Below are 23,815 nucleotides of genomic sequence, written 5' to 3'. Positions count from 1 at the left end.
GATCAGTTACCTCCCTGTATCGCCGCCATCATGTTCTTGATCTGGGCGTTGATTGCGGTGATGCCAGCCTCGTAGCGGATGGCGTTGTCGGCGAACTGGTTGCGCTCGACGTCCATGTCGACCGTGTTGCCGTCGACCGCGCCCTGCACCACGCCGCGGTACAGCAGCGGCGTGCCGTCCGCCATGGTGGTGCCGTCTTGCGGAGGGTTGGGGTAATGCTTGCTGGCCGTGATCTTCAGCGTGGCGTTGGCGCTGGGGCTGGCCTTGTCCAGCGCGGCCTGCATGGCGCTGGAGAAATCGATGTCGCGGGCCTTGTAATTGGGCGTGTCGCCGTTGGCGATGTTCGAGGCGAGCACGCTCTGCCGCTGAGAGCGCAGGCCCAGCGCGGCTTCGTTAAAGCGCAGATAATCGTCGAGTTTCCCAACCATGGCAGCTCCCAATGGACGCACTTGTTATGACAGGATCGATGATACGGAGTTGCTTGTGGTAACCATCGAGCGAGAAGACAGCGCTTTTCGGTCCTATTCAGGGCTTCAAGTCCAGGCCGCCAGACTATGATGGCAACATTGAAGGGGACTCTCACACCATGAAACGACTGCTCATCACTGCCGCCCTGCTGGCCCTGCTGCCGGCGGCCCAAGCTCAGGCTCAGACTCAGCAAGCCGCGCCGCTGCGCCAGGACGCGGCCGCGCTCAAGCGCACCGTCGAACAGTTCCTGCAAGTACAAAGCGGCGGCCTGCCTGGCCAGGTCACGGTCGCCGTCGGCGCCGTCGACCCGCGCATGAACCTGGCCGCCTGCGACTATCCGCAAGCCTTCTTCATGCCCGGCGCGCGCGCCTGGGGCAAGACCACGGTCGGCGTGCGCTGTGCGACACCGGCGGCCTGGACGGTATATATTCAAGCCACGGTCACCGTGGTCGGCGACTACATCGCCAGCGCCGCGCCGCTGGCCCAGGGCCAGACCATCGAGGCCGGCCAGCTGGTGACCCTGAAGGGCGATTTGACAACATTGCCTGCCGGGATAGCCACCGACATGGGCCAGGTGATCGGCCGCAGCACCAATATCTCGCTGCCGCCGGGCACGCCGCTGCGCCTCGACACGCTGCGCAGCAAGCCGGTGGTGCAATCGGGCCAGCTGGTGCGGCTCGTTTCCAGCGGCAACGGCTTCAGCGTGTCGGCCGAGGCGCGCGCCATGAGCACGGCCGGCGACGGCCAGGTAGTCCAGGTAAAAACTTCCGGTGGGCAACAAATCACCGGGATCGCCAAGGCAGGCGGGCTGGTGGAAGTGGCGTTTTGATCGAACGCCAGGGGTCTTGAAGTACGGCAAAGCTAAAGTTTTGGCCTTGGCCGCCGTTACATACTCAGATCCCGGAGTTTCGTACTCCTACCAGAGAAGGATGATGCTGTGAAAATTAACGATACATTGAAGAGCACGACCGGCTTGCCGTCGTCGTCGCCCGCTTCCACCTCGACTGCGCGCGGCGCGGACAAGGCGGCAGCCCCGGCGACGCCGGCGACGTCCGACAACGTGCGCCTGTCGCCGCAAGGCCAGGCATTGGCGGCCAGTGCGGCCGGCGGCAGCGCGGTGTTCGACACCAAAAAAGTCGAGCGCATCAAGCTGGCAATCGCCGACGGTCAGTTCCAGGTCAACTCGGAAAAAGTAGCGGATGGCTTGCTGGACACAGTCAAGGATCTGCTGCACTCTCGCAAACGATAGGTCCACCATGTCAACCGCTACCCCGCTGAACAGCCTGCGCGAAGAAGAACACATCATGACGACCCTGCTGGGCGTCCTGAAGCAGGAGCAGCAGTGTCTGGTGGCGGCGGAAATCGACGGCCTGACGGCGGTCACCACCAAGAAATCGGCACTGGTCACGCAGATGACCCTGTTGTCGGCCCAGCGCCACCGCGCCCTGGGCAAGGCCGGTTACCCGGCCGAGGAAGCCGGCATGGATGCCTGGGTTGCCGCCAGCGGCGCCGAAGCCACCGAAGCGGCCGCCCTGTGGCAAGCGCTGCAGCATCATGCGCGCGAAGCCAAGGAGCTGAACCGCATCAACGGCATGCTGATCAACAAGCAGATGAACCACACGCAAGGCGCGCTGCAAGCGCTGCGTCCGCAAACGGCGGCCGCGAACAACTTCTACGGCCCTGGCGGCCTGTCCACGTCCCTGCCCCGCAGCCGCGGCTTCCTGGCCGGCTGATCCGCTTTCACCCCGCACGGCCAAGCGGGGTCGGACCCCGTCGGGGTCCGACCCCTAAGCGGCGCGGCCAGCGTATCTACTTAGGCACGCGGGGGAACAATCAAGGCAACGCCGGCGTCGGCACTTCCGTTACCGTATCCGGCATCCCGGACAAGATCGTGACCGCCACGCGGCGATTGCGCGCGCGGCCGATCGGATTGTCGTTCGGCGCCACCGGCACATTCGAGCTGAAGCCCACCGCCGTCAGGCGCTCCGGCGCCACGCCGGCGTCGATGAACAGCCGCACCACGCTGCTGGCGCGCACCGCCGACAATTCCCAGTTGGACGGGAACAGCGTGTTGCGGATCGGCTGGTTATCGGTGTGGCCTTCGACCTGCACCTTGTGATCGTCGTTCTTCAGCAGGCCGGCGACGGCGCGCAAGGCTTCGGTCGATTCATTGGTCAGCCTTGCGTCGCCCGGATCGAACAGCACCGAGGCATTGATCTCGACGCTGACGCCGCGGCTGTTCTGCGTGACGCGCACCTTGCCCTCCTTGACCAGCGGCGCCAGCGTGGACAACAAGTCCTGCGCCAGCTTGGTCATCTGGGTCTTTTCCTTGCGCAGCAGCTCGGCGTGGCGGCGCAGGTTGGGATTGGGGATGGGCAGGTTGGGCACTTCGGTGTTGACCGGCTTGGCCGAGCCGGCGCCGCCGAAGGCATCGCCCAGCGCCACCGACAGCACCTTGTAGCGGCCGATATTGACCACCGAAATCGCATACATGACAACGAAGAACGCGAACAGCAGCGTGATGAAGTCGGCGTAGGAGATCAGCCAGCGCTCGTGGTTTTCCGGTTCGTCGTCGAACTTCCTGCGGGCGCGCCGGTTCTGCATGTCAGTGTTCCCGCATCAGCGTGGCGATGCGTTCGTCGATGACGCGCGTGTGGTCGCCGGTGGCGATGTCGTAGAACACGGCGGCGGCGATTTCCTGCTGGTGCACCGCCTGCGTGACGATGGCCTTGAGCTTGTTGGCGATCGGATAGAAGAACAGGTTGGCCAGGCCGACGCCGTAGATGGTCGACACGAAGGCCACCGCGATGCCGGAACCGAGCTTGCTGGGATCGGACAGGTTTTCCATCACGTGGATCAGGCCCAGCACCGCGCCCAGGATGCCGATGGTGGGCGAATAGCCGGCCGCCGATTCCCAGATGCGCACCGCCTGGCGCTCTTCCGTTTCGTAGGCGGTGATTTCGGTGTCGAGGATCTGGCGCAGCTTGTCGGGGTTGATGCCGTCGACGATCAGGCGCAGGCCCTTGGTGTTGAACTTGTCCTTGGAGGCGAGCATATAGCGCTCCAGCGACAGCAGGCCGTCGCGGCGCGCCGCCAGGTTCCAGGCGTTGATGTCGCGCGCCAGCACGGCGCGGGTGTCGGCCGGCGGCGCGAACACCAGCCGCAGCATCCGCACGCCGTGCAGAAAGGTTTTGAAACGGGTCTGCAACATCACCGCGCCGAAGGTGCCGATCACGACGATCGCAAACGCGGCCGGCTGCAGCAACGACGCCAGCTTGCCGCCTTCGAGCGTCTGGCCGACCACGATGCCGGCCAGCGCCAGCAGCACCCCGGCTACGCTGGCCCAGTCCAAGACCGCTCCCGGAGTGAGGCGCGCAGACGCGCCACGGCCTGCGTATGCAGCTGCGATACGCGCGATTCCGATACGCCCATCACGGCGCCGATTTCTTTCAAGTTGAGCTCCTCTTCGTAGTACAGCCCCATCAGGATTTTTTCGCGCGGCGGCAGCGCGTCGATGGCGTCGATCACGGCCTGGCGGAAGTCGCCGTCCAGCAGCGAGCGCAGCGGGTCGCTCTCCTCGTCCGAGCAGTAGCGGTCGAGGAAGCTGTCGTTGCCGTCGTCGTCGTGAAAATCTTCGTAGTACACCAGCTGGTGGCCGCCGCCATCGGACAGCATTTCCTGATAGTCGGCCAGCGACAGCTTGAGCATCTTGGCCACTTCCGACTCGGTCGGCGGATGGCCGAGGCGCTGCTGCAGCGTGCTCATCGCGGTCTCGATCTTGCGCATGTTCTGGCGCATCGAGCGCGGCAGCCAGTCGCTGTTGCGCAGCTCGTCGAGCATGGCGCCGCGGATGCGCAGCACGGCGTAGGTTTCGAACTGGGCGCCATGCGTTTCTTCGTAACGGCTGATGGCGTCGAGCAGGCCGATCATCCCGGCTTGCACCAGATCGTCGACTTCGACGCTGGGCGGCAGTTTCGCCTTCATGTGATGGGCCAGGCGCTTGACCAACGGCATATGCTCCGTCAGCAAAGAATCCTTGTCCGCTTTCCCTTTGACCGTGTACATAGCCTGTTTATTATTGATTAAGCGCTAAAATTGTCATGCTCCCTTAACGGAAAGATGGCGAGCCCGCCAGCGCGAAGCGCCCCGCCAGTTGACGAAACGCGACCGAGGCCCCGGCCAGCGGAAACGCATCGACCACCGCACGCCCCAAGCGTGCCGCGCGTTGCAGGTATTCGTCCGCCGGCACCGAGCCCATCGAAACGAGATTCACCGCGAGGTATCGGCTGGCTGCCTGTGCCATATTATCGTATACCACCTTTGCTTCAGATTCGGAAGCCCCGGTGACCAGAATTCCAAACGGCCGGCGACCCAGCTCCTGGTTCAGGCGCTTGATCATACTGTACGCGGCCTTGATCGAGGTAGCGCTATTCGACACCTGCACCACGATTTCCGAGCTGGCCATGACCGGCACCGGGAAGGCCACGCCGTCGAACTCGCCGTCGACGATGACGATGCCGGTCTGCTTGGCCAGCACGTCGAAGGCCTTGGCCAGGCGGCGCGTCTCGTCCGGGCCGTTGCGCGGCAGGCCGCGTGTCATCGACGCCACAGCGAAGCCTTGCGGCACCTGGTGGATCACCTGGTTCAGCGCGCATTCCTGGCGCGCCACGTTGAGCAGGCTGGCGCCGCCGTCCACGCCCAGGCGCGAGGCCACGCCGTGGGCGCTGGCGCAGGCGTCGACCAGCAGCACGTCGTTGCCGGCACGGGCCAGCGAGGCGCCCAGGTTGACCAGCATGGCGCCCTTGTCGTCCTGCGGCGTGGCCGACAGGAAGGTGACGATGCGGGGCTTGGGCCCCGCCAGCATGCGGCGCAGTCCCTCCGCCTGGTCGAAATCGAAATTAGCCAAGGTGCACCTCGCGCATTGCTGGTTCGCCGTTGCTCATCAGCAGAGGCAGTTCGGCATCCAGGTATTGGGTGTTGACGACATCGCGTTTCAATTTGAAAGCGCGGTCGATCAGGTAGGCCGGATCGGCCAGGTGCAGGTCTTCCGGCACGCGCTGGCCGTTCGACACGTAGAACAGATTGAGTTTTTGGCGGATCACCACGTCGAGCACATTGCCGATGGCGGCCGCCTCGTCCAGCTTGGTCATGATGCAGCCGGCCAGGCCGCTGCCCTGGTAGGCGCGCACCACTTCGTTCAGGGTTTCCTGGGTGGCCGTGGCGTTCAGGCACAGCAGGCGCTTGACGTCGGCGCCGGCGCCTTGCAGCATCGATACCTGCTCGGTCACCATCTGGTCGCGCTGGCTGACGCCGACCGTGTCGATCAGCACGGTGTGCTTGTTCTTCAGTTCCTTGAGGGCGATGCGCAGGTCGGCCTCGTCCTTCACCGAGTGCACCATCACGCCGAGGATCTTGCCGTAGATGCGCAGCTGCTCGTGGGCGCCGATACGATAGGCGTCGGTGGTGATCAGGGCCAGCTTGTCCGGGCCATGGCGCATCACGCAGCGCGCGGCCAGCTTGGCGGTGCTGGTGGTCTTGCCGACGCCGGTCGGGCCGACCAGCGCGAACACCCCGCCCTGCTCGATCAGCGCGTCTTCGTTGGCCATGGTTTGCAGGTTGCGGGTCAGGACATTCTTGATCCAGCGCAGGCTGTCGGCGGCGTCGCGGTTGGCCGGCAGTTTTTCGATCAGGTAGCGCGCCAGGCTGGCCGAGAAGCCGGCCGCCAGCATCTCGCGCAGCACGGCGGCCTTCTGCGGCTCGCGCGCCTGCGTGGTGCCCCAGGAGATTTCGGCCAGCTGGGTTTCCATCATGCCGCGCATGGCGCGGATCTCGCTCATCATGCCCTGCATCTCGGCGGCGGCGTTTTGCTTGGCGCTGGCGACGGCTGCGCTGACCATGGCGGCGATCTGGTCGGCATCCACCAGCGGCTTGGCCGGCGCTGGTGCTGGTGCAGCGGCTGCCGCCTTGGTGGCGCTGGCGAACGACGAGGCGGACGCCACCACGCGGCGCACCGGTTGCGCTGGCAGGGTGGCTGGCGCCGGAGTTGCGGTTGGGGTATGCGATTCGAGGCGCGGCTCCATGCGCTGTTCCAGGCGCGGCTCGGCGCGGCCTTGCGGCACGGCGGTGTTCAGGTCGAGCGACGGTGCCGGTTCGGCCATCGGCGAATGTGGCGCCGGCATGGCCAGCGAGGCGGCATCGTCGTTGGCGAGGGCGAGGATTTCAACGCCGCCGTCGGCCTGGCGATTGGACAGGATCACGGCATCGGGGCCGAGCGATTCGCGGACTTTGCGCAGCGCCTCGCGGGAAGTCGGTGCGGTAAATTTTTTGACGTTCATGGCCGGCTCTCAGGAGTCTAAGTCAGGCAATGCGTCTTCCGGATGAAACGCCTTTACGCTGACAGTGCCATTATTGACGATGCACTCTGGAAACGATCCGAGGAACAGGGGGGCAAATCGGCCGCATTTCGCCATTGCGGCCGAGGCGGCTTAACTGGCGCGGAAAACCTCGTCCAGCGAGGTGGCGTCGACAAAGTTGCGCGCCCACGTGGACAGCTGCGGCACCTCAGCCCCGGCGATGCGCGCCTGCACCGGCGCATCCAGCGGGCCGAAGCGTTGTGTCAGCAGCTCAGTGAGCACCTCGACCCACCCTTCCTGCCTGCCTTCTTGCCGGCCTTCTTGCCGACCTTCTTTCAAGCCTTCCTTCCTGCCGATTTCCATTCCAATGCGTTCGATAGAAGACAAATAAGTCATGGCCTTCCTCCTTTCAATCTGCAACATTCCGGATCGCAAACGCGCCTCAAGCCCCTCCGGCAAACGCATGATCCAGTCGATCACCCGGTACAAATTGATGATACGCTGCTTGTCCCAGTCACGCTGATACAGAAGCTTAGTGAGCTGCCATTTGGCGATACGCCGCCGATGGGCATTCCCCTTGGTTTGCTGCGCCTGAAGATGCGCCACCGTCACCAATGCAAAAGGATTCGGATGCACATGCAGTTCGTCGATGCGGCCGGAAAAATCGAGCAGCTTCACGACTGGAAATTCAATCTTCATTTCACAGCCCAGCAGCCTATAGCCAAACGATCCAGGCCGCCATCGCGAACCACCATCGGTCAGCAGCGCCAGGCTGGCGACCGGTCGCTGGTAGCGATCATAGACACGATAATTGTAGACAAACATGCGCTCGGCAAACCGCACATCGCGCCAGCCCTGCACCTCCAGATGCACCAACACCCACTGCTCGCTGCCATCATGCAGATGCACGCTGACCAGCTTGTCGAGCAGGCGCTTGCCCAGCTCGGCATCGCGCGTCAACGCGCCGAATTCCTGATCGAGAAAAGTATGCTGCCGCGACCAGTCGATCGCAGCATGCGCAAGGGGAAAGTAGAACGCCATGAACTCCGGAAAGTGGTGCATGACCACTTCCTTCCACGGCGTATCGAAATCGTCGGCGTCCATGCGAGCAGTCTAGGCCGCCCGCATGGATGCATCCGCGATCCGCTCAAACTTAGGCCGGCTGCTGCCCCACCAGCGCTGTCACGCGGATGGTCTTGGTCTCCGGGATCTCCGCATGCGACAGCACCTTCAGCTGCGGCAGGGCGCGGCGCAGGAAGCGCGACAGCAAGGCCCGCAGCGGCCCCGGCACCAGCAGCACCGGCGTCAAGCCCAGCGCCTCCTGCTGCTGCGCCGCCTGCTGCGCCTGCTGGGCGATGGTGTCGGCCAGCCCCGGCTCGATGCCGGCGCCGTCCGGACCGCTGGCCGCCAGCGCCTGCATCAGCAAGCGCTCCAGGCGATTATCCAGCGTCATCACCGACAACTCGCTGGCGCCAGGGAACAGCTGCTGCACGATGGCGCGGCCCAGCGCGATGCGCACCAGCGCGGTCAGGTCGCTCGGGTCCTGCGTATGCACGGCGTGCTCGGCCAGCGTCTCGATGATGGAGCGCATGTCGCGGATGTGCACGCCTTCCATCAGCAGGTTCTGCAGCACCTTCTGCAGGGTCGACAGCGACACCATCTTCGGCACCAGGTCCTCCACCAGCTTGGGCGCGTCCTTGCCCAGGTGATCCAGCAGCGACTGCACTTCGGCCCGGCCCAGCAACTCGGAAGCGTGGGTCGTGATCAGGTGATTCAAATGCGTGGCCACCACCGTGCCGGCGTCGACCACCGTGTAGCCCATGCCCTGCGCCTGGTCGCGCAGGTTGGCGTCGATCCAGGTGGCCGGCAGGCCGAAGGCCGGATCGGTGGTCGCCATGCCCGGCAAGGTGCCGCTGGCCATGCCCGGATTGATCGCCAGGAACTGGCCGTTGAAGGCCTCGCCCGTGCCCACCTCCACGCCCTTGAGCGTGATGCGGTAGGCCGACGGCTTCAACTCCAGGTTGTCGCGGATATGCACCGGCGGCGCCAGGAAGCCCACCTCCTGCGCGAACTTCTTGCGGATGCCCTTGATGCGCTTGAGCAGCTCGCCGCCCTGGGTCTTGTCCACCAGCGGGATCAGGCGATAGCCCACTTCCAGGCCCAGCGTATCGACCGGCATGATGTCCTGCCAGCTGGCCTCTTCCTGCTCCGGCGCGGCGGCCGGTGCGGCGGCCGCTTCGGCCGCAGCCACCTCGGCGGTCTTGCCGGCCTCGGCCTTGCGCGTCATCAGCCAGGCCGAGCCGGCGAGCACGCTGGCCAGCAGCAGGAACACCAGGTTGGGCATGCCGGGGATCAGCCCCATGCCGCCGATGATGGCGGCGGTGATGTACAGCACCTGCGGCTTGGCGAACAACTGCCCCACCACCTGGGTGCCGATGTCCTGCTCGCTGGCCACGCGCGACACCACGATACCGGCCGCGGTCGAAATCACCAGCGACGGGATCTGCGCCACCAGGCCGTCACCGATGGCCAGCAGCGTGTAGTTCTTCAGCGCGTCGGCAAAGCTCAGGTCGTGCTGCAGCAGGCCGACCAGCAGGCCGCCGACCACGTTGATCACCGTGACCAGGATGCCGGCCACGGCGTCGCCACGCACGTATTTGCTGGCACCGTCCATGGCGCCGTAGAACTCCGCTTCCTGCGCCACTTCGCTGCGGCGCTTGCGGGCGTCGGCCTCGCCGATCAGGCCGGCGTTGAGGTCGGCGTCGATCGCCATCTGCTTACCCGGCATCGCATCCAGGGCGAAACGCGCGCCCACCTCGGCGATACGGCCCGCACCCTTGGTCACCACGGTGAAGTTAATGATCGTCAAAATAATGAAGACCACGATACCGACCGTGTAGTTACCGCCGATCAGGAAGTGGCCGAAGGCCTCGATCACCTTACCGGCGGCGTCGGCGCCGGTGTGGCCCTCGGTCAGCACCACGCGGGTCGAGGCCACGTTCAGCGACAGGCGCAGCATGGTCGACACCAGCAGGATGGTCGGGAAGGCCATGAAGTCCAGCGGCTTGACCGTGTACAGGCTGGTCAGCAGCACGATCACCGCCAGTGCGATGTTAAAGCTGAAGAAGATGTCGAGCACGAAGGCCGGCAACGGCAGCACCATCATCGCCAGCAGCATGATGATCAGGATAGGCGCGGCCAGGCTGCTCTTGTTGCGGCTGTTGGCCAGGCCTTGCAGCCACGGCGGCAGTTTCAGGTTGCTCAGGGCGTTCATGCGGGTGCTCCGTTATTCAAGTCGGGTTTCTTCTTTTGCGATGCGGGGTTGAGCGGATCGAGCTCAGGCGGCACATCGAGTTGCTTCGGTATATCCGGACGGTTGCCGCCGCCCTTGCTGAACATGCGCAGCTGGAACACATAGGCCAGCACCTCGGCCACGGCCGAGTACAACGCTTCCGGAATCTCGTCGCCGATCTCGGTGTGCTTGTGCAGCGCACGCGCCAGCGCCGGCGCTTCCAGCATCGTCACCTTGTGTTCTTTGGCGATCTCGCGGATCTTGGCCGCCACCTCGTCGGTGCCCTTGGCCACCACCTTCGGCGCGCCGCGCATGCCGTCGCTGTACTTCAGCGCCACCGCGTAGTGGGTCGGGTTGGTCACCACCACGTCGGCGGTCGGCACGTCGGCCATCATGCGGCGCTTGGCCATCTCGCGCTGCAGCTGGCGGATCTTGGCCTTGATCTGCGGGTTGCCGTCGGATTCCTTGGATTCCTGGATCAGCTCCTGGCGGGTCATCTTCAGCTTGTTCGCGTAGTGCCACATCTGGTAGGGACCGTCGATGGCGGCGATCAGGCCCAGCGCGCCGACGATGAACAGGAAGCTGCTGCCCAGCATATTGAACAGGTGCACCATGCCCAGCTTGAGCGGCTCCACCGCCAGGCCGATCACGGCGTCCTTCTGCTTCATCACCACCAGCCAGGCCACCAGGCCGACCACCAGCGCCTTGGCCACCGCCTTGAACAGCTCGACCAGCGAGTTGGACGAGAACATATTGCCGAGACCGTTGGCGGGATTGAGTTTATTGAAGTTGGGCGCGATGGCCTTGCCGCTGAACAGCCAGCCGCCCACCAGCAGCGGCGACGCCAGCGCCACGATCATCACCGCGATGCCCAGCGGCAGGCAGGCGATCAGCACCCGCACCACGTCGACCAGGATGCGGTTGAGCAGGATGTCGGCATCGAAGATTTGTTCCTGGTTCAGGGTCAGGCCGGACACCAGGGCGGCATTGAGCTGGCGTATCAGCCCGTCGCCGGTCATCCACAGGCCGGCGCCGGCCGCCATCAGCACGGTAAACGTCGCCACTTCCCGCGAGCGGGGAACGTCGCCCTCTTCACGCGCCTGCTCGAGGCGCTTCGCTGACGCGGGTTCGGTCTTTTCTGCGTCGCTGTCTTCTGCCATGGAATCTGCCTGCTGCGGGGTTTATCTCGACCGTGCCATTATCGGGCGCGACAGGGCCGGGCCATCGCCGGAATACGGCGGTATTTCCAGCCCTGCTCGTAGATTCCTTACGGCAATTTCCGGCCGATCGGCTCGGCGACGGCCTGCTTGACGGCCTGCTCGATGGCGCCGAACACGGATTTGCCGTCGCCGTTGAGCATTTCGATGCGGATGGTATCGCCGAACGCCATGTACGGCGTGAGCGGCGCGCCGCCGGCGATGGTCTCCAGGCAGCGCTGCTCGGCGATGCAGGAATAGCCGCGCTTGGCATCCTTGTTGGACACCGTGCCGGAGCCGATGATGCTGCCGGCGCGCACATTGCGCGACTTGGCCAGGTGGGCGATCAGCTGCGGGAAGTTGAACACCATGTCGACGCCGGCCTGCGGCTTGCCGACCAGCTTGCCGTTCCAGGTCGACAGCAAGGGCAGATGGACCTTGCCGCCCTTCCAGGCGTCGCCCAGCTCGTCCGGCGTGACCGCCACCGGCGAGAAGCTGGTGGCCGGCTTGGCCTGGACAAAGCCGAAGCCCTTGGCCAGCTCGTCCGGGATCAGGTTGCGCAGCGAGACATCGTTGGCCAGCATCAGCAGGCGGATGCGCTGGTGCGCCTGGTCCGGCGTCGCGCCCATGGTCACGTCGTCGGTGACCACCGCCACCTCGGCCTCGAAGTCGATGCCCCACTCCTCGTGGAACAGTTCGATATCGTCGGTCGGCCCGAGGAAATCGTCGCTGCCGCCCTGGTACATCAGCGGATCTTCCCAGAACGACGGCGGCAGCTCGGCGCCGCGCGCCTTGCGCACCAGCTCGACATGGTTGACGTAGGCCGAGCCGTCGGCCCACTGGAAGGCGCGCGGCAGCGGCGCCATGCAGTTGCCCGGCTCGAACTCGAAGCTGCGGCGCGCGCGGCCCTGGTTGAGCTCCTGGTAGATGGTGTCGAGCTGCGGCGCGATGAAGCTCCAGTCGTCCAGCGCGCGCTGCAGGGTGCGCGCCACGCCGTCGGCCAGTTGCGCGGTCTTGAGGTCGCGCGACACCACCATCAGCTGGCCGTCGCGGGTGCCGTCCTTCAGCGTTGCCAGCTTCATGCGGCGGGCGCCAACAGCGCCAGTTGTTCAGCCGTCAGGTAGCACCACTCGCCTTCGGCGATGCCCAGCGACTCCAGCGTCAGCGTGCCGATGGCGGAACGGTGCAAGGCGCTGCAATGGTTGCCGGCGGCCGCCAGCATGCGCTTGACCTGGTGATACTTGCCCTGCTCCAGCACGATTTCCAGCTGATGCTCACCACGCTTGACGCAGGTCTGCGCCGCCAGCGGCGCCGGCTCGTCGTGCAGCTGCACGCCGGACAGCAATTGCGCCACCAGCTCGTCGGTCACCGGGTCCTGCGTGGTGGCCTGGTAAATCTTCGGCACATGGCGCTTGGGCGACGATTGCGCGTGGATGAAGGGGCCGTCGTCCGACATCAGCAGCATGCCGGTGGTGTCGTGGTCGAGGCGGCCGACCGGCTGCACTTCGCGCCAGCTGAACTGCTCAGGCAGCAGGGTCAGCACGCCGGGATGGTGGCTGGGCTTGCGCGAGCATTCGAAATTGGCCGGCTTGTTGAGCGCGATGTACAGGTGTTCGCGGTAGACCCATTCTTCGTCGAAGATGGTCAGCACCAGGCCATCGGTCTCGATGCTGGCTTTGTAGTTGTCATGCACCACGCCGCCGATGCTGACTTCGCCGTCCTCGATGAGGGAGCGGCAATACTTGCGGGTGCCGTAACCCTGCGATTGCAGGATGCGGTCTAGGGATAGTTTACTCATGGCCGGATTTTACAGGATGCCGATGGCAGCGGGAAGGCAGGTTTTGTTGCGGCGCAGCATGCATACTAGACAGCAGTCAACCTTGATATAGATCAATCCTCGCGCCAATTCTGTTGATAAACTGAATTTGCGCTAGGAATCCGCCTAGTCCATTAGGATCAGGACTTACCATGTCTACCTTACTCTCCGTTACAACCGCAGCCCAAGAACAGGCCGCCACGCACAGAACCGAACTGCTGCTGGCGCGCTGCCGCAGTGGCCTGCCTGCGGACGCCACGCCCGCTGGCACACTGGAGCACTGGCATGCCGCCCGACAAGCGCAATTCCTGGCCTGGCTGGACGCCGGCGGCTTCGCACAAAGCGACGCCGAAATTGAAAACAGCGGCATTGCGCCGCTGTTTTCAGCCCCATCACAGGACTCTTTACGAGGAATCGAAATTCTCTCTACTCCGCATCAATGATGCAGCTGAGTAGTTCCATCAAACTGAACAAGATCGTGCTGACAACAAGATAAACTGTTTATATCGGCCCCCCTTGGAAAGAACTACAACACCACTATAGTCCACCCGGTTGGATATGCAAGCATGAAAAAGGCTGGATTGATAATGTTAATCGGCAGTCCAGTGATGCGATCACTGCGACTAACGGCCAGCCTGCCTCGCCACCCGCCTAACGCAGGCTGGGCTTGCCGTTATCCATCGCCGATTTGACCGCGCCGGCGCCCATCGCCGCGCCGAATTTCTTCAGCACGCGCTCCGGCAAGCCTTCATGCTGGGTGTAGTCGATGATGTCTTCCGCCTTGACCACGTCGCGCGCCACGCTGTCGACGGTGCCGAAGGCGTCGGCCAGGCCCATGTCGATGGACTTGGCGCCAGTCCAGAACAGGCCGGAGAACATTTCCGGGGTTTCCTTCAGGCGCTTGCCGCGGCCGTTGCGCACCACCTGGATGAATTGCTGGTGTATCTCGTTGAGCATGGTCTGCGCGTGCTGCTTGTGCTTTTCGGTCAGCGGGCTGAACGGGTCCATGAAGCCCTTGTTTTCGCCGGCGGTCAGCAGGCGCCGCTCGACGCCGACTTTTTCCATGATGCCGGTGAAGCCGAAGCCGTCCATCAGTACGCCGATCGAGCCGATGATGCTGGCCTTGTTGACGTAGATGCGGTCGGCGCCGGCGGCGATGTAGTAGCAGCCGGAGGCGCAGATCTCATCGACCACCACATACAGCGGCTTGGCCGGATAGCCCTTGCGCAGGCGCACCATCTCGTCGACGATCATGCCGGCCTGCACCGGGCTGCCCCCCGGACTATTAATATGCATCACCACCGCCACCGAGCCGCTGTCGGAAAACGCCTTGTTCAGCGCCGGAATCACCACCGAGGCGGCGCCGCTGCCCTCCGACTCGATCGCGCCTTCGATCTCGATCAGGGCCGTGTGTCGGCCCAGGGTTTCCTCGGAACCGGTCCAGCTGATATCCAGGTAAGCGCTCAACCCGACCACGATTACCAGCAAGGTCACGGCCTTGAAGAAAATGCCCCAGCGGCGCGCCGCCTTCTGTTCCTTGAGCGTGGCAAACACCAGCTTTTCCAGCACCTCGCGCTCCCAATTGGACGCGGTGACGCCCGCCTTGGCCGGCGCGACAGGCGCGGATACTGGTTTTTCGGCGCTGTTGCCGTCGTTTTCGCTAGTGTTATCGCTCATAGTTCTCGTCTTGTCACAGTCAGGCGCGCGCGGGGCGCACGTAGTCATCCGGTTGCCAGAAAATCTGCTGATCGCGCTCGACCACGCTGATCGGGCGCAAACGTCCGCCTTTGCACGGTCCGCCGGCGCAAAAACCGCTTTCCGGCGCATAGATCGCGCCGTGGGTGGAACACATCAGGTACAGCCCGCTGGACTCGAAGAACTCGCCTTCTGCCCAGTCCAGTTCGATCGGCACGTGGGCGCAGCGGTTCAGGTAGGCATAGGCCTTGCCGCCGTAGCGCACCACAAAGCCGGTGCCGTCATCGCCGCCCGCGGTCACCAGGAAGCGCACGCCCTTGCCGCCTTCCAGCACGGCGTCGGCGGCGCAGATCAGGATTTCCTCATCGGCCATTATGCGTGCTCGCTCAGCCATTGATGCAGCTCGGCCACCGTGGCGGCCGAATACAGCGGGTTGCAGGCCGCCAACTGGTCGACCGGATGGGCGCCATACTGCACCGCGATGGCGGACGCGCCGGCATTGTTCGCCATCAGCAAATCATGCGAAGTATCGCCGATCATCACGGTACGGCGCATATCCTGACCCAATTCCCGCGTCAGCTCCTGCAACATGGCGGGATGGGGCTTGGAGAAGGTTTCGTCCGCGCAACGGGTGGCATCAAACATCGACAACAGCTTGACATCGTTCATGGCACGATTCAGGCCTACCCGGCTCTTGCCGGTGGCCACCGCCAGGAAATAGCCGTTCTGCGTCAACTCCGTCAGCATGTCGTGCACGCCGGGGAACAGGGTCAGCTCGTGATCGCGCGACAGGAAATGATAGCGGTAACGTTCCACCATGCGCGGATAGTAGGACGGATCGATCTCCGGCAATACCGCCTGCATGGCTTCGTGCAGGCCGAGGCCGATCACATGGGCGGCAACGTCGTCACGGGGTATCGGCAGGGACAAGTCCCTGGCCGCCGCCTGTATGCATTTCACGATCGTTGATGTGGAATCCATCAACGTTCCATCCCAATCGAAGACGATCAGATCAAATTGCTTTCTTGCCATGTATTCCGGCCTGCTAGCGCTGGCCGGCTCCTTCAATAATATTTGCGATTAGTTAAGAGGTTTCCCCAAGCTTAGCAAGAATCGCTCACATTCGGCGGCCAATGGCGCGTTCAGTGTCATGATTTTGCCGGAATCCGGATGCGTAAAGGTAATCTGATGGGCGTGCAGGAACATGCGCTTGAGTGCGCCACGCGTGGCATCGGCTTTCAGCAAGACGCGGTTCAGCGCAAAATCGCCGTATTTGTCGTCACCCAGGATGGCGAAGCCAGAAGATGACAGGTGGACGCGGATCTGGTGCGTGCGCCCGGTCTTCAGTTCGGCCTCCAGCAGCGCAAAGTCCTGGAACTTCTTCAGCAGCGTGAACACCGTGTGCGAAGGCATGCCCTCGGCCTGCACGGCCACGCGGCGCTCGCCGTCGGCGGTGGTGTATTTGTGCAGCGGCAGCTTGATATGCTGGCGCGCGTTTTTCCAGTCGCCCGCCACCATCGTCAGGTAGCGCTTGTCGGTGTGGCCGTCGCGCATCTGCTCGTGCAGATTGGTCAGCGCCGAACGTTTCTTCGCCAACAACAGCAAACCGGAGGTGTCGCGGTCCAGGCGGTGCACCAGCTCCAGGAACTTGGCGTCCGGACGGGAGGCGCGCAACTGCTCGATCACGCCGAACGACACGCCGGAGCCGCCATGCACGGCCACGCCGGCCGGCTTGTCGATCACCAGCAGGTGGGCGTCCTCGAAAATGACCTTGAATTCGGCCGCCGGCACATGCGCGGTATCGGCCTTCTCGGCGATGCGCACCGGCGGAATACGCACGATATCACCCTGTACCAGACGGTACAACTGGTCGATGCGGCCCTTGTTAACGCGCACCTCGCCCGACCGCAGAATACGATAGACGTGGCTCTTCGGCACGCCCTTGCAGACGCGCAGCAGGTAGTTGTCGATGCGCTGACCTGCTTCTTCTTCAGTGATGGTGACGAACTGTGCTTGCAGCGGAACCGGCAGGCCAACCTGGGTTGTTGAAGGTGGGATAACATCTTTTTGTTGCTTCATTTGCTCTGTCTTCCCAGAAATCTCTCTAAGTCCTTCATTTTGAATATATAATTGTTTCGCTGCGCTTCCATCTGCGGCAAGTGTAAGAATAAAAGCACATTTTACACAGGGGCGTCTCCACTGGCCTCGCCAAATTGCAAATTCAGAGGAAAAAATGTATACGCACCACCCCTGCAGGAATCAAGGTTGCACCGTTGTTGTAATCGGATGTCGGCAGGGATGCTGAATTAATATGGTTGGATTGTAAGGATAAAGTCCGGCCAGCTTGGCCTAGGTCGAGCTGGCCGGTTGATGAAGTTGATAACGCTTGCCGTTTTCGCCAGACCCCATGCTTTGCTGCAAGCTCGATGGACGGCTGAAACAAGCCTGAAGCATTGTATCTTCGCGAAGTTGCGATACTTGTAGTACGTAAGCCTGGTCAGGATTTGGCTCTCAGCGACGTTGCTCACCGCCTGCATTTCTCTGCCGTCCGTAGGGGCCGCATGGATGAGTTGCAGGTGATGCGAGCACTCGGCATGTCGATCGACTCATGCGCCCAGTTGCGGTCGCAATACGGATGTTTTCGTTCGCGTTGCTGCGCCGCACAGGATGGGCATACCCACCGCAATCACATTAATTCTCGCGTATATCCCTGTACCACGCTGCCTCGGTCTAAGAAACCGAGCGGCACAGAGATGACCTACGGGTCGCGGAGTTAATAAAAATGAAACGCATGTTGTTTAATGCTACGCAGCAAGAAGAACTGCGCGTAGCGATCGTCGACGGTCAGAAACTGATCGATATCGACATCGAAACCGCCGGCCGCGAACAGCGCAAATCCAATATCTACAAAGGCGTGATCACCCGCATCGAGCCGTCGCTGGAAGCTTGCTTCGTCAGCTACGGCGAAGATCGCCACGGTTTCCTGCCATTCAAGGAAGTAGCACGCACTTACTTCCGCGAAGGCGTGGATGTCCGTAACGCCTCCGTCAAGGAAGCGCTGCGCGAAGGCCAGGAAATCATGGTCCAGGTCGAAAAGGAAGAGCGCGGCAACAAGGGCGCCGCCCTGACCTCCTTCGTCTCGCTGGCCGGCCGCTACCTGGTCCTGATGCCGAACAACCCGCGCGGTGGTGGTGTATCCCGCCGTGTCGAAGGTGAAGAGCGCCAGGAACTGCGCGAAACCATGGACAAGCTGGACTTGCCGCCAGGCATGTCTGTGATTGCCCGCACCGCCGGCATCGGCCGCAACGTCGATGAACTGCAGTGGGACTTGAACTACCTGATGCAACTGTGGCGCGCGATCGAAGGCGCCGGCAAGTCGGCCTCGGGCGCCTTCCTGATCTACCAGGAATCGTCGCTGGTGATCCGCGCCATCCGCGATTACTTCCAGCCTGACATCGGCGAGATCCTGATCGACACCGACGACATCTACGAACAAGCTCACCAGTTCATGAGCCACGTGATGCCGGACATGGTGCACCGCGTCAAGCGCTACAGCGACGACGTGCCGCTGTTCTCCCGCTTCCAGATCGAGCACCAGATCGAAACCGCCTACAGCCGCACCGTGCCGCTGCCATCGGGCGGCGCCATCGTGATCGACCACACCGAAGCGCTGGTCTCGGTCGACGTCAACTCGGCCCGCGCCACCCGCGGCTCGGACATCGAGACCACCGCCTTCAACACCAACTGCGAAGCGGCCGAAGAAGTGGCCCGCCAGCTGCGCCTGCGCGACCTGGGCGGCCTGATCGTGATCGACTTCATCGACATGGAAGTGGCCAAGAACCAGCGCGAAGTCGAACAGCGCCTGAAAGACGCGCTGCACCACGACCGCGCCCGCGTCCAGATGGGCAAGATTTCCCGCTTCGGCCTGATGGAACTGTCGCGCCAGCGCCTGCGTCCGTCGCTGTCCGAAGGCTCGCACGTGACCTGCCCGCGCTGCTCCGGCACCGGCCATATCCGTGACACCGAATCGTCGGCCCTGCAAGTCCTGCGCATCATCCAGGAAGAGGCGATGAAGGAAAACTCGGCCACCATCCACGTGCAGGTTCCGGTGGACGTGGCAGCCTTCCTGCTGAACGAAAAGCGCGGCGAAGTGCTCAAGATCGAGACCCGCCACCGCATCAGCATCATCCTGGTGCCGAACAAGCACCTGGAAACCCCGCACTACAAGCTCGAGCGCATCAAGCACGACGATCCGCGTCTGGAAGACAGCCAGGCGAGCTACTCGCTGGCCGAGCAAGCCGAAACCGACATGGCCTACAGCAAGCGCCAGAAGGAAGAAGCCAAGCCGCGCCAGGAAGCCATGGTCAAGACCATCACTCCGGACCAGCCTGCACCGCTGGTCGAGCGCAAGCCGACCGAGACCGTCATCAAGCCAGCACCGGCCCCGGCGCCAGCGCCGGCCGAGCAAGGTTTCTTCGCCAAGCTGTTCAGCTTCCTGAGCCCGAAACCGGCGCCGACGGCCCTGCCGCAGCAGCCGACCATCGTGGTCAAGGCGCCGGCCGGCGACCGTGGCGACCGCAACGCGCGTGGCCCGCGTGGCCGCAACCGTAACGGCAAGGGCGCAGGCCGTGGCGAGCGCGAAGAGCGCGAACCAGGCGCAGCGCGTCCAGCCCAGGACGAAGCGAAAGCAGCCGACGCCAACGGCCGTCCGGCACGTCCACCGCGTCCACCGCGCGAGCCACGCGAACCGCGTGAGAACCAGGCAGCGGAAGGCCAGGCGCCACGCGAACGCGCAGAACGTCCGGAGCGCGCAGAGCGCACCCCGCGTCCTCCGCGTGAACCACGCGGCGAGAAAGCGCCAGTCGAAGCCAAGGTTGAAGAATTGGCGCTGAACGTCGGCGTGCCGTCGACCGGCCCGGTGACCGAAGCGGCCACCAGCATCCTGAAAACCGCGCCGAGCACCGGCCCGGAAGGTGAGGAAAACGAAGCAGCGGTGGACGGTGAAGAGCCGCGTCGTCGTCGTCGTCGTGGCGGCCGCAACCGCAATCGTCGCGACCGTGACGGCACCGAAGGTGTGGAAGGCGCGGAAGGCCAGGAAGCGGCCGCAGGCGAAGCTGGTGAGCAAGGCGAGCAGATCGTCCTGAGCTTCAGCGCGCCAGCCGCCGAGGCAGCCGTTGCTCCGGCAGCCGCCGAGGCGGTGGAAGCGCCGGCCGTGGTGGCACCAGTCGCCGCCGCGCCAGTGCTTGCTGAAGCACCGGTCGCCGAGCCAGTCGTTGCGGCTATCGTTGCACCGGAACCAGCGCCAGTTGTTGAAGCGCCTGTGGTCGAAGCAGCGCCAGTCGCCGCCGAGCCAGTCGCTGTCGTGGTGGAAGCACCAGCAGCGCCGGTCGAAGCGCCAGTGGCCGAGCCAGTCGTCGCGGTAGCGCCGGCCGTGGTGGAAGTTGCCGCACCAGTCGTGGTGGAAGCCGCGCCGGTCGCAGCGGCGCCGGCACCGGCTCCTGCCCCAACGCCAGCTCCTGCCCCGGTTGCAGCGCCAGTGCATGCCGAGCCAGTCGCTCCGGTCGCCGCAACGCCTGCGCCTGCGCCGGTCGCAGCACCAGCACCAGCGCCGGTTGCGCCATCGGCCCCGATCGACCTGCAAGCAGTGCTCGGCTCCGCCGGCCTGACGCTGGCAGCCACCGATCCAGCCAAGCTGCGCGCCGCGCAGGAAGCCGCCGCCAAGGCGGTAGCACCAGCCCGCGTTCCTCGCGAACGCAAGCCGTTGCCACCGCAAAATGACGAGCCGCTGGTCCAGGTGGACACCCGCCGCTAATCGCAGCGGACCGCAAGACCAAAAAGCCCCGCCGGCACCGAGCGCGCTCCTCAGCGCGTTCAGGCCGGCGGGGCTTTTTTAATGGAAGCCCGCCCCACCGAGTTGGCGGCGGCGTGCTATCGTAGCTTCTTGTCGTTACCCAAGCGTTATCCCGCATTTCAAAAACAGCAAGGTTGTAGAGTCATGGCAGAGAAAATTATCATGCTGGCCAACCAGCGCCCCGCGCCGCCAGCCATTCCCGCTATCCTGGAAGCGCCGACCGGCCTGTTGAGCGATCAACTGGCCCGCCCGCTGCATGACCTGCGCATCTCCGTCACCGACCGCTGCAACTTCCGCTGCGTCTACTGCATGCCCAAGGCGGTGTTCGACAACGACTACCAATACCTGCCGCACACCTCGCTGCTGTCGTTCGAAGAGATCACGCGCCTGGCGAAAACCTTCATCGCCCATGGCGTCGAGAAGATCCGCCTGACCGGCGGCGAACCGCTGCTGCGCAAGAACATCGAACGGCTGGTCGCCATGCTGGCAGAACTCAAGACCGTCCACGGCAAGCCGCTGGACCTGACGCTGACCACCAACGCCTCGCTGCTGGCGCGCAAGGCGCAATCGCTCAAGGACGCCGGCCTGCAACGCATCACCGTCTCGCTCGACGCGCTGGACAACGCCACCTTCCAGAAAATGAACGACGTCGACTTCTCGGTCGACGACGTGCTGCACGGCATAGACGTGGCGCACCAGGTGGGCCTGGGCCCGGTCAAGATCAACATGGTGGTCAAAGCCGGCATGAACGACCAGGAGATCCTGCCGATGGCCCGCCATTTCAGGAACACGCCCTACATCCTGCGCTTCATCGAATACATGGACGTCGGCGCCTCCAACGGCTGGAAGATGGACGAGGTGATCCCGTCGGCCGAAGTGGTGCGCCGCATCCACGCCGAGATGCCGCTCGAGTCGCTGTCCCCCAACTACACCGGCGAAACCGCCGCCCGCTGGCGCTACGCCGACGGCAGCGGCGAGATCGGCCTGATCTCCAGCGTATCCCACGCGTTCTGCGGCGACTGCACCCGCGCGCGCCTGTCGACCGAGGGCAAGCTGTACACCTGTCTGTTCGCCACCAGCGGCCACGATCTGCGCGCCCTGCTGCGCGACGGCCGCAGCGACGAGGAAATCAGCACCGTGCTGGCGCAGTTGTGGCGCGCGCGCGGCGACCGCTATTCCGAGCTGCGCACCAACAATACCGACGGCCTGCAACGCAGCGCCAACAAAGTGGAAATGTCTTACATCGGAGGGTAGTTTGTCTTTGAAGAGCAAGGTCACCGGACTGATACTGGCGGGCGGGCGCGGCACGCGCATGGGCCGCGTCGACAAGGGTTTGCAGCCGTTCCGCGGCGCCACGCTGGTGGAACATGTGATGCGCCGCCTGGCGCCGCAAGTGTCGGCCGTCGTCATCAACGCCAACCGCAACCTGCCGCAGTACCAGGCCGTGGCGGGCGCCGCGCCGGTGCTGCCGGATTACCTGGACGGCTTTGAAGGACCGCTGGCCGGCCTGCAGATCGGCCTCCAGTACTGCCCCACCGAATTGCTGCTGACCGCTCCGTGCGATTCCCCCTTCCTGCCTGAAGACCTGGCCGAGCGCCTGCACGCGGCGATGCTGGCGCAGGATGCCGACGTCGCGCTGGCCGTGACGATGGAGAGCGAAGCAGGCGCCGAGCCGCAGCGCCAGCCCCATCCCGTGTTCGCGCTGCTCAAGGCCAGCCTGCTGCCGCAGCTGGACGCCTACCTGGACACCGGCGCGCGCCGCATGGAGAGCTGGTTCAAATCGCTGCGCGTGGCCGAGGTGATGTTCGACGACGCCGACGCCTTCCGCAACATCAACACGCTGGCCGAGCTACAGCAGCACGAACGGGCGCCAGCACCGGCCCCCAAAATCCCCGCAGCCGATCCCGCTGCGCTGTCCGTGACCGAAGCGCAGCGCATCATCTGCGAGCGCGTGGCGCCGATCGCCGCCACCGAACGGCTCGCGCTGCGCGAGGCCCTCGACCGCGTGCTGGCCGAAGACATCATCTCGCCGATCAACGTGCCGGCCTACGACAACTCGGCGATGGACGGCTACGCACTGCGCGGCGCCGACCTGCCCGCGGCCGGCGCGCCCGACGCCACGTTCAAGGTGATCGGCATCGCCTACGCCGGCCAGCCGTTCACGCAAGCACCACAAGGCGGCGAGTGCATCCGCATCATGACCGGCGCCGCCATCCCGCCCGGCTGCGACAGCGTGCTGCCGCAGGAACTGGCCGCGCACATCGGCAGCGACACGGTCACCATCCGCCATGGCGCCATCCGCACCGGCGCCAACCGCCGCTTCGCTGGCGAGGACTTGAAGGCCGGCGGCGTCGCGCTCGCGCAAGGCAAAATCATCCGCCCCGCCGACCTGGGCCTGGTGGCCTCGCTTGGCATCGGCGAAGTCACCGTGCAACGCAAGCTGCGCGTGGCCTTCTTCTCCACCGGCGACGAACTGCGCTCGCTGGGCGAGCGCCTCGACGACGGCTGCGTCTACGACAGCAACCGCTACACCCTGTTCGGCATGCTGACGCGCTTGGGTTGCGACGTCATCGACATGGGCATCGTGCGCGACGATCCGGCCGCGCTGGAAGCGGCGCTGCGCGACGCTTGCGCCAACGCCGACGCCATCATCACCTCCGGCGGCGTTTCCGAAGGCGCGGCCGACTACACGCGCGACATCCTCGGCCGCATCGGCGATGTCGCCTTCTGGAAGCTGGCGATGCGCCCCGGCCGTCCGCTCGCCTTCGGCCAGATTCAAAGCGAGGCAGACAGCGCCTGGCTGTTTGGCCTGCCCGGCAATCCGGTGGCGGTGATGGTTTCGTTCTACATGTTCGCCCGTCCCGCGCTGCTGCGCATGATGGGCACGCAGGCGACGCAGCAGCCGATGCAGGCCCGCACCACGGAGGCGATCCACAAACGCCCCGGCCGCACCGAATACCAGCGCGGCATCGTCAGCGCCAGCGCCGACGGCGCACCGCAAGTGCGCCTCACCGGCGCGCAGGGCTCAGGCATCCTGAGCTCCATGACGGAAGCAAACTGCATCGTCGTTCTGCACGAGGCGCAGGCGGACATCACCGCCGGCGACATGGTCGAGGTGCTGCTGTTCGACGGCTTGATCTGAGC

22 protein-coding genes are annotated in these 23,815 nt (G+C 64.4%); 7 read left to right on the top strand and 15 right to left on the bottom strand.

Annotated elements, in window-relative coordinates; genetic code table 11:
• Positions 1-2 precede the first annotated feature (2 nt).
• The gene (flgB, locus tag ACEN9O_RS15570; protein WP_495612790.1) at positions 3-428 is read right to left on the bottom strand and encodes a flagellar basal body rod protein FlgB; all 426 of its coding nucleotides are present in this window, start codon (positions 426-428) and stop codon (positions 3-5) included.
• Between the two features lie 158 nt (positions 429-586).
• Between flgB and flgA the strand changes: the two genes are divergently transcribed.
• The 3 genes from flgA (at position 587) to ACEN9O_RS15555 (ending at position 2,201) form a co-directional block, all read left to right on the top strand.
• The gene (flgA, locus tag ACEN9O_RS15565) at positions 587-1,297 is read left to right on the top strand and encodes a flagellar basal body P-ring formation chaperone FlgA (protein ID WP_495612789.1); all 711 of its coding nucleotides are present in this window, start codon (positions 587-589) and stop codon (positions 1,295-1,297) included.
• A gap of 108 nt (positions 1,298-1,405) precedes the next feature.
• Positions 1,406-1,717 carry a flagellar biosynthesis anti-sigma factor FlgM gene (gene flgM, locus ACEN9O_RS15560; protein ID WP_495612788.1) on the top strand — a complete coding sequence of 104 codons (312 nt, stop codon included), beginning with the start codon at positions 1,406-1,408 and terminating at the stop codon, positions 1,715-1,717.
• 7 nt (positions 1,718-1,724) lie between these two features.
• A complete protein-coding gene (locus tag ACEN9O_RS15555; RefSeq protein ID WP_495612787.1) occupies positions 1,725-2,201 on the top strand; it encodes a flagella synthesis protein FlgN in 477 nt (158 codons plus the stop codon).
• A 100-nt stretch (positions 2,202-2,301) separates the two neighbouring features.
• On the opposite strand, the gene motD is transcribed toward ACEN9O_RS15555, so the two are convergent.
• The 10 genes from motD to ACEN9O_RS15505 form a co-directional block, all read right to left on the bottom strand.
• Positions 2,302-3,072, bottom strand: coding sequence for a flagellar motor protein MotD (gene motD, locus ACEN9O_RS15550; RefSeq protein ID WP_495612786.1), 771 nt, complete (start codon positions 3,070-3,072; stop codon positions 2,302-2,304).
• 1 nt (position 3,073) lies between these two features.
• Positions 3,074-3,820, bottom strand: a complete 747-nt coding sequence (locus ACEN9O_RS15545) for a flagellar motor protein (protein ID WP_495612785.1) — start codon at positions 3,818-3,820, stop codon at positions 3,074-3,076.
• Positions 3,802-4,533 (bottom strand): RNA polymerase sigma factor FliA, encoded by a 732-nt coding sequence (locus ACEN9O_RS15540; RefSeq protein WP_161082781.1) that lies wholly within the window; start codon positions 4,531-4,533, stop codon positions 3,802-3,804. Before ACEN9O_RS15540 ends, ACEN9O_RS15545 begins: the two co-directional genes overlap by 19 nt.
• A 43-nt stretch (positions 4,534-4,576) precedes the next feature.
• Complete coding sequence (locus ACEN9O_RS15535; protein WP_495612784.1) at positions 4,577-5,374, bottom strand: MinD/ParA family ATP-binding protein; 798 nt, start codon at positions 5,372-5,374, stop codon at positions 4,577-4,579.
• Positions 5,367-6,803: a flagellar biosynthesis GTPase FlhF gene (gene flhF / locus ACEN9O_RS15530; RefSeq protein WP_495618404.1), complete on the bottom strand. Its 1,437-nt coding sequence runs from the start codon at positions 6,801-6,803 to the stop codon at positions 5,367-5,369. The genes ACEN9O_RS15535 and flhF overlap by 8 nt, the downstream gene beginning before the upstream one ends.
• 150 nt (positions 6,804-6,953) lie before the next feature.
• Positions 6,954-7,925, bottom strand: coding sequence for a DUF4351 domain-containing protein (locus tag ACEN9O_RS15525; protein WP_495618403.1), 972 nt, complete (start codon positions 7,923-7,925; stop codon positions 6,954-6,956).
• 49 nt (positions 7,926-7,974) lie between these two features.
• Positions 7,975-10,095, bottom strand: a complete 2,121-nt coding sequence (gene flhA / locus ACEN9O_RS15520) for a flagellar biosynthesis protein FlhA (protein WP_495618402.1) — start codon at positions 10,093-10,095, stop codon at positions 7,975-7,977.
• Entirely contained in the window at positions 10,092-11,273 is a 1,182-nt protein-coding gene (gene flhB, locus ACEN9O_RS15515; RefSeq protein ID WP_495618401.1) for a flagellar biosynthesis protein FlhB, read from the bottom strand. The genes flhA and flhB overlap by 4 nt, the downstream gene beginning before the upstream one ends.
• Positions 11,274-11,380: 107 nt before the next feature.
• Complete coding sequence (locus ACEN9O_RS15510; RefSeq protein WP_495618400.1) at positions 11,381-12,391, bottom strand: fumarylacetoacetate hydrolase family protein; 1,011 nt, start codon at positions 12,389-12,391, stop codon at positions 11,381-11,383.
• Positions 12,388-13,107, bottom strand: a complete 720-nt coding sequence (locus tag ACEN9O_RS15505) for a pseudouridine synthase (protein ID WP_495618399.1) — start codon at positions 13,105-13,107, stop codon at positions 12,388-12,390. The genes ACEN9O_RS15510 and ACEN9O_RS15505 overlap by 4 nt, the downstream gene beginning before the upstream one ends.
• Before the next feature lie 170 nt (positions 13,108-13,277).
• Between ACEN9O_RS15505 and ACEN9O_RS15500 the strand changes: the two genes are divergently transcribed.
• Positions 13,278-13,568, top strand: coding sequence for a hypothetical protein (locus tag ACEN9O_RS15500; RefSeq protein ID WP_495618398.1), 291 nt, complete (start codon positions 13,278-13,280; stop codon positions 13,566-13,568).
• A gap of 208 nt (positions 13,569-13,776) precedes the next feature.
• On the opposite strand, the gene ACEN9O_RS15495 is transcribed toward ACEN9O_RS15500, so the two are convergent.
• The 4 genes from ACEN9O_RS15495 to ACEN9O_RS15480 are packed head-to-tail and all read right to left on the bottom strand — an operon-like array spanning position 13,777 to position 16,899.
• Positions 13,777-14,802 (bottom strand): S49 family peptidase, encoded by a 1,026-nt coding sequence (locus tag ACEN9O_RS15495; RefSeq protein WP_495618397.1) that lies wholly within the window; start codon positions 14,800-14,802, stop codon positions 13,777-13,779.
• A gap of 19 nt (positions 14,803-14,821) precedes the next feature.
• A complete protein-coding gene (locus tag ACEN9O_RS15490; protein WP_495618396.1) occupies positions 14,822-15,193 on the bottom strand; it encodes a Rieske (2Fe-2S) protein in 372 nt (123 codons plus the stop codon).
• Positions 15,193-15,852: an HAD-IIIA family hydrolase gene (locus ACEN9O_RS15485; RefSeq protein ID WP_495618395.1), complete on the bottom strand. Its 660-nt coding sequence runs from the start codon at positions 15,850-15,852 to the stop codon at positions 15,193-15,195. The genes ACEN9O_RS15490 and ACEN9O_RS15485 overlap by 1 nt, the downstream gene beginning before the upstream one ends.
• 48 nt (positions 15,853-15,900) lie before the next feature.
• Positions 15,901-16,899: an RluA family pseudouridine synthase gene (locus ACEN9O_RS15480; protein ID WP_495618394.1), complete on the bottom strand. Its 999-nt coding sequence runs from the start codon at positions 16,897-16,899 to the stop codon at positions 15,901-15,903.
• Between the two features lie 703 nt (positions 16,900-17,602).
• On the opposite strand from ACEN9O_RS15480, the gene ACEN9O_RS15475 reads away from it, so the two are divergent.
• The 3 genes from ACEN9O_RS15475 (at position 17,603) to moeA (ending at position 23,813) form a co-directional block, all read left to right on the top strand.
• On the top strand, positions 17,603-20,632 hold the full coding sequence (locus ACEN9O_RS15475) for an Rne/Rng family ribonuclease (protein WP_495618393.1): 3,030 nt from the start codon (positions 17,603-17,605) through the stop codon (positions 20,630-20,632).
• A gap of 183 nt (positions 20,633-20,815) precedes the next feature.
• Positions 20,816-21,925 carry a GTP 3',8-cyclase MoaA gene (moaA, locus tag ACEN9O_RS15470; protein ID WP_495618392.1) on the top strand — a complete coding sequence of 370 codons (1,110 nt, stop codon included), beginning with the start codon at positions 20,816-20,818 and terminating at the stop codon, positions 21,923-21,925.
• 1 nt (position 21,926) lies between these two features.
• Positions 21,927-23,813: a molybdopterin molybdotransferase MoeA gene (moeA, locus tag ACEN9O_RS15465; RefSeq protein ID WP_495618391.1), complete on the top strand. Its 1,887-nt coding sequence runs from the start codon at positions 21,927-21,929 to the stop codon at positions 23,811-23,813.
• The last annotated feature ends 2 nt before the right edge of the window (positions 23,814-23,815 follow it).

Source organism: Duganella sp. Dugasp78 (genome assembly GCF_059491455.1).
Note: the sequence above shows the minus strand (reverse complement) of the source record. Positions and strands in the feature narration are given on the sequence as shown.

Excerpts from the sequence above, each read along its gene's own strand:
- flgB (WP_495612790.1), bottom strand. The coding sequence starts at position 428 with ATGGTTGGGAAACTCGACGATTATCTGCGCTTTAACGAAGCCGCGCTG.
- flgA (WP_495612789.1), top strand. The coding sequence starts at position 587 with ATGAAACGACTGCTCATCACTGCCGCCCTGCTGGCCCTGCTGCCGGCG.
- ACEN9O_RS15555 (WP_495612787.1), top strand. The coding sequence starts at position 1,725 with ATGTCAACCGCTACCCCGCTGAACAGCCTGCGCGAAGAAGAACACATC.
- motD (WP_495612786.1), bottom strand. The coding sequence starts at position 3,072 with ATGCAGAACCGGCGCGCCCGCAGGAAGTTCGACGACGAACCGGAAAAC.
- ACEN9O_RS15540 (WP_161082781.1), bottom strand. The coding sequence starts at position 4,533 with ATGTACACGGTCAAAGGGAAAGCGGACAAGGATTCTTTGCTGACGGAG.
- flhF (WP_495618404.1), bottom strand. The coding sequence starts at position 6,803 with ATGAACGTCAAAAAATTTACCGCACCGACTTCCCGCGAGGCGCTGCGC.
- ACEN9O_RS15525 (WP_495618403.1), bottom strand. The coding sequence starts at position 7,925 with ATGGACGCCGACGATTTCGATACGCCGTGGAAGGAAGTGGTCATGCAC.
- flhA (WP_495618402.1), bottom strand. The coding sequence starts at position 10,095 with ATGAACGCCCTGAGCAACCTGAAACTGCCGCCGTGGCTGCAAGGCCTG.
- flhB (WP_495618401.1), bottom strand. The coding sequence starts at position 11,273 with ATGGCAGAAGACAGCGACGCAGAAAAGACCGAACCCGCGTCAGCGAAG.
- ACEN9O_RS15510 (WP_495618400.1), bottom strand. The coding sequence starts at position 12,391 with ATGAAGCTGGCAACGCTGAAGGACGGCACCCGCGACGGCCAGCTGATG.
- ACEN9O_RS15505 (WP_495618399.1), bottom strand. The coding sequence starts at position 13,107 with ATGAGTAAACTATCCCTAGACCGCATCCTGCAATCGCAGGGTTACGGC.
- ACEN9O_RS15500 (WP_495618398.1), top strand. The coding sequence starts at position 13,278 with ATGTCTACCTTACTCTCCGTTACAACCGCAGCCCAAGAACAGGCCGCC.
- ACEN9O_RS15495 (WP_495618397.1), bottom strand. The coding sequence starts at position 14,802 with ATGAGCGATAACACTAGCGAAAACGACGGCAACAGCGCCGAAAAACCA.
- ACEN9O_RS15490 (WP_495618396.1), bottom strand. The coding sequence starts at position 15,193 with ATGGCCGATGAGGAAATCCTGATCTGCGCCGCCGACGCCGTGCTGGAA.
- ACEN9O_RS15485 (WP_495618395.1), bottom strand. The coding sequence starts at position 15,852 with ATGGCAAGAAAGCAATTTGATCTGATCGTCTTCGATTGGGATGGAACG.
- ACEN9O_RS15480 (WP_495618394.1), bottom strand. The coding sequence starts at position 16,899 with ATGAAGCAACAAAAAGATGTTATCCCACCTTCAACAACCCAGGTTGGC.
- ACEN9O_RS15475 (WP_495618393.1), top strand. The coding sequence starts at position 17,603 with ATGAAACGCATGTTGTTTAATGCTACGCAGCAAGAAGAACTGCGCGTA.
- moaA (WP_495618392.1), top strand. The coding sequence starts at position 20,816 with ATGGCAGAGAAAATTATCATGCTGGCCAACCAGCGCCCCGCGCCGCCA.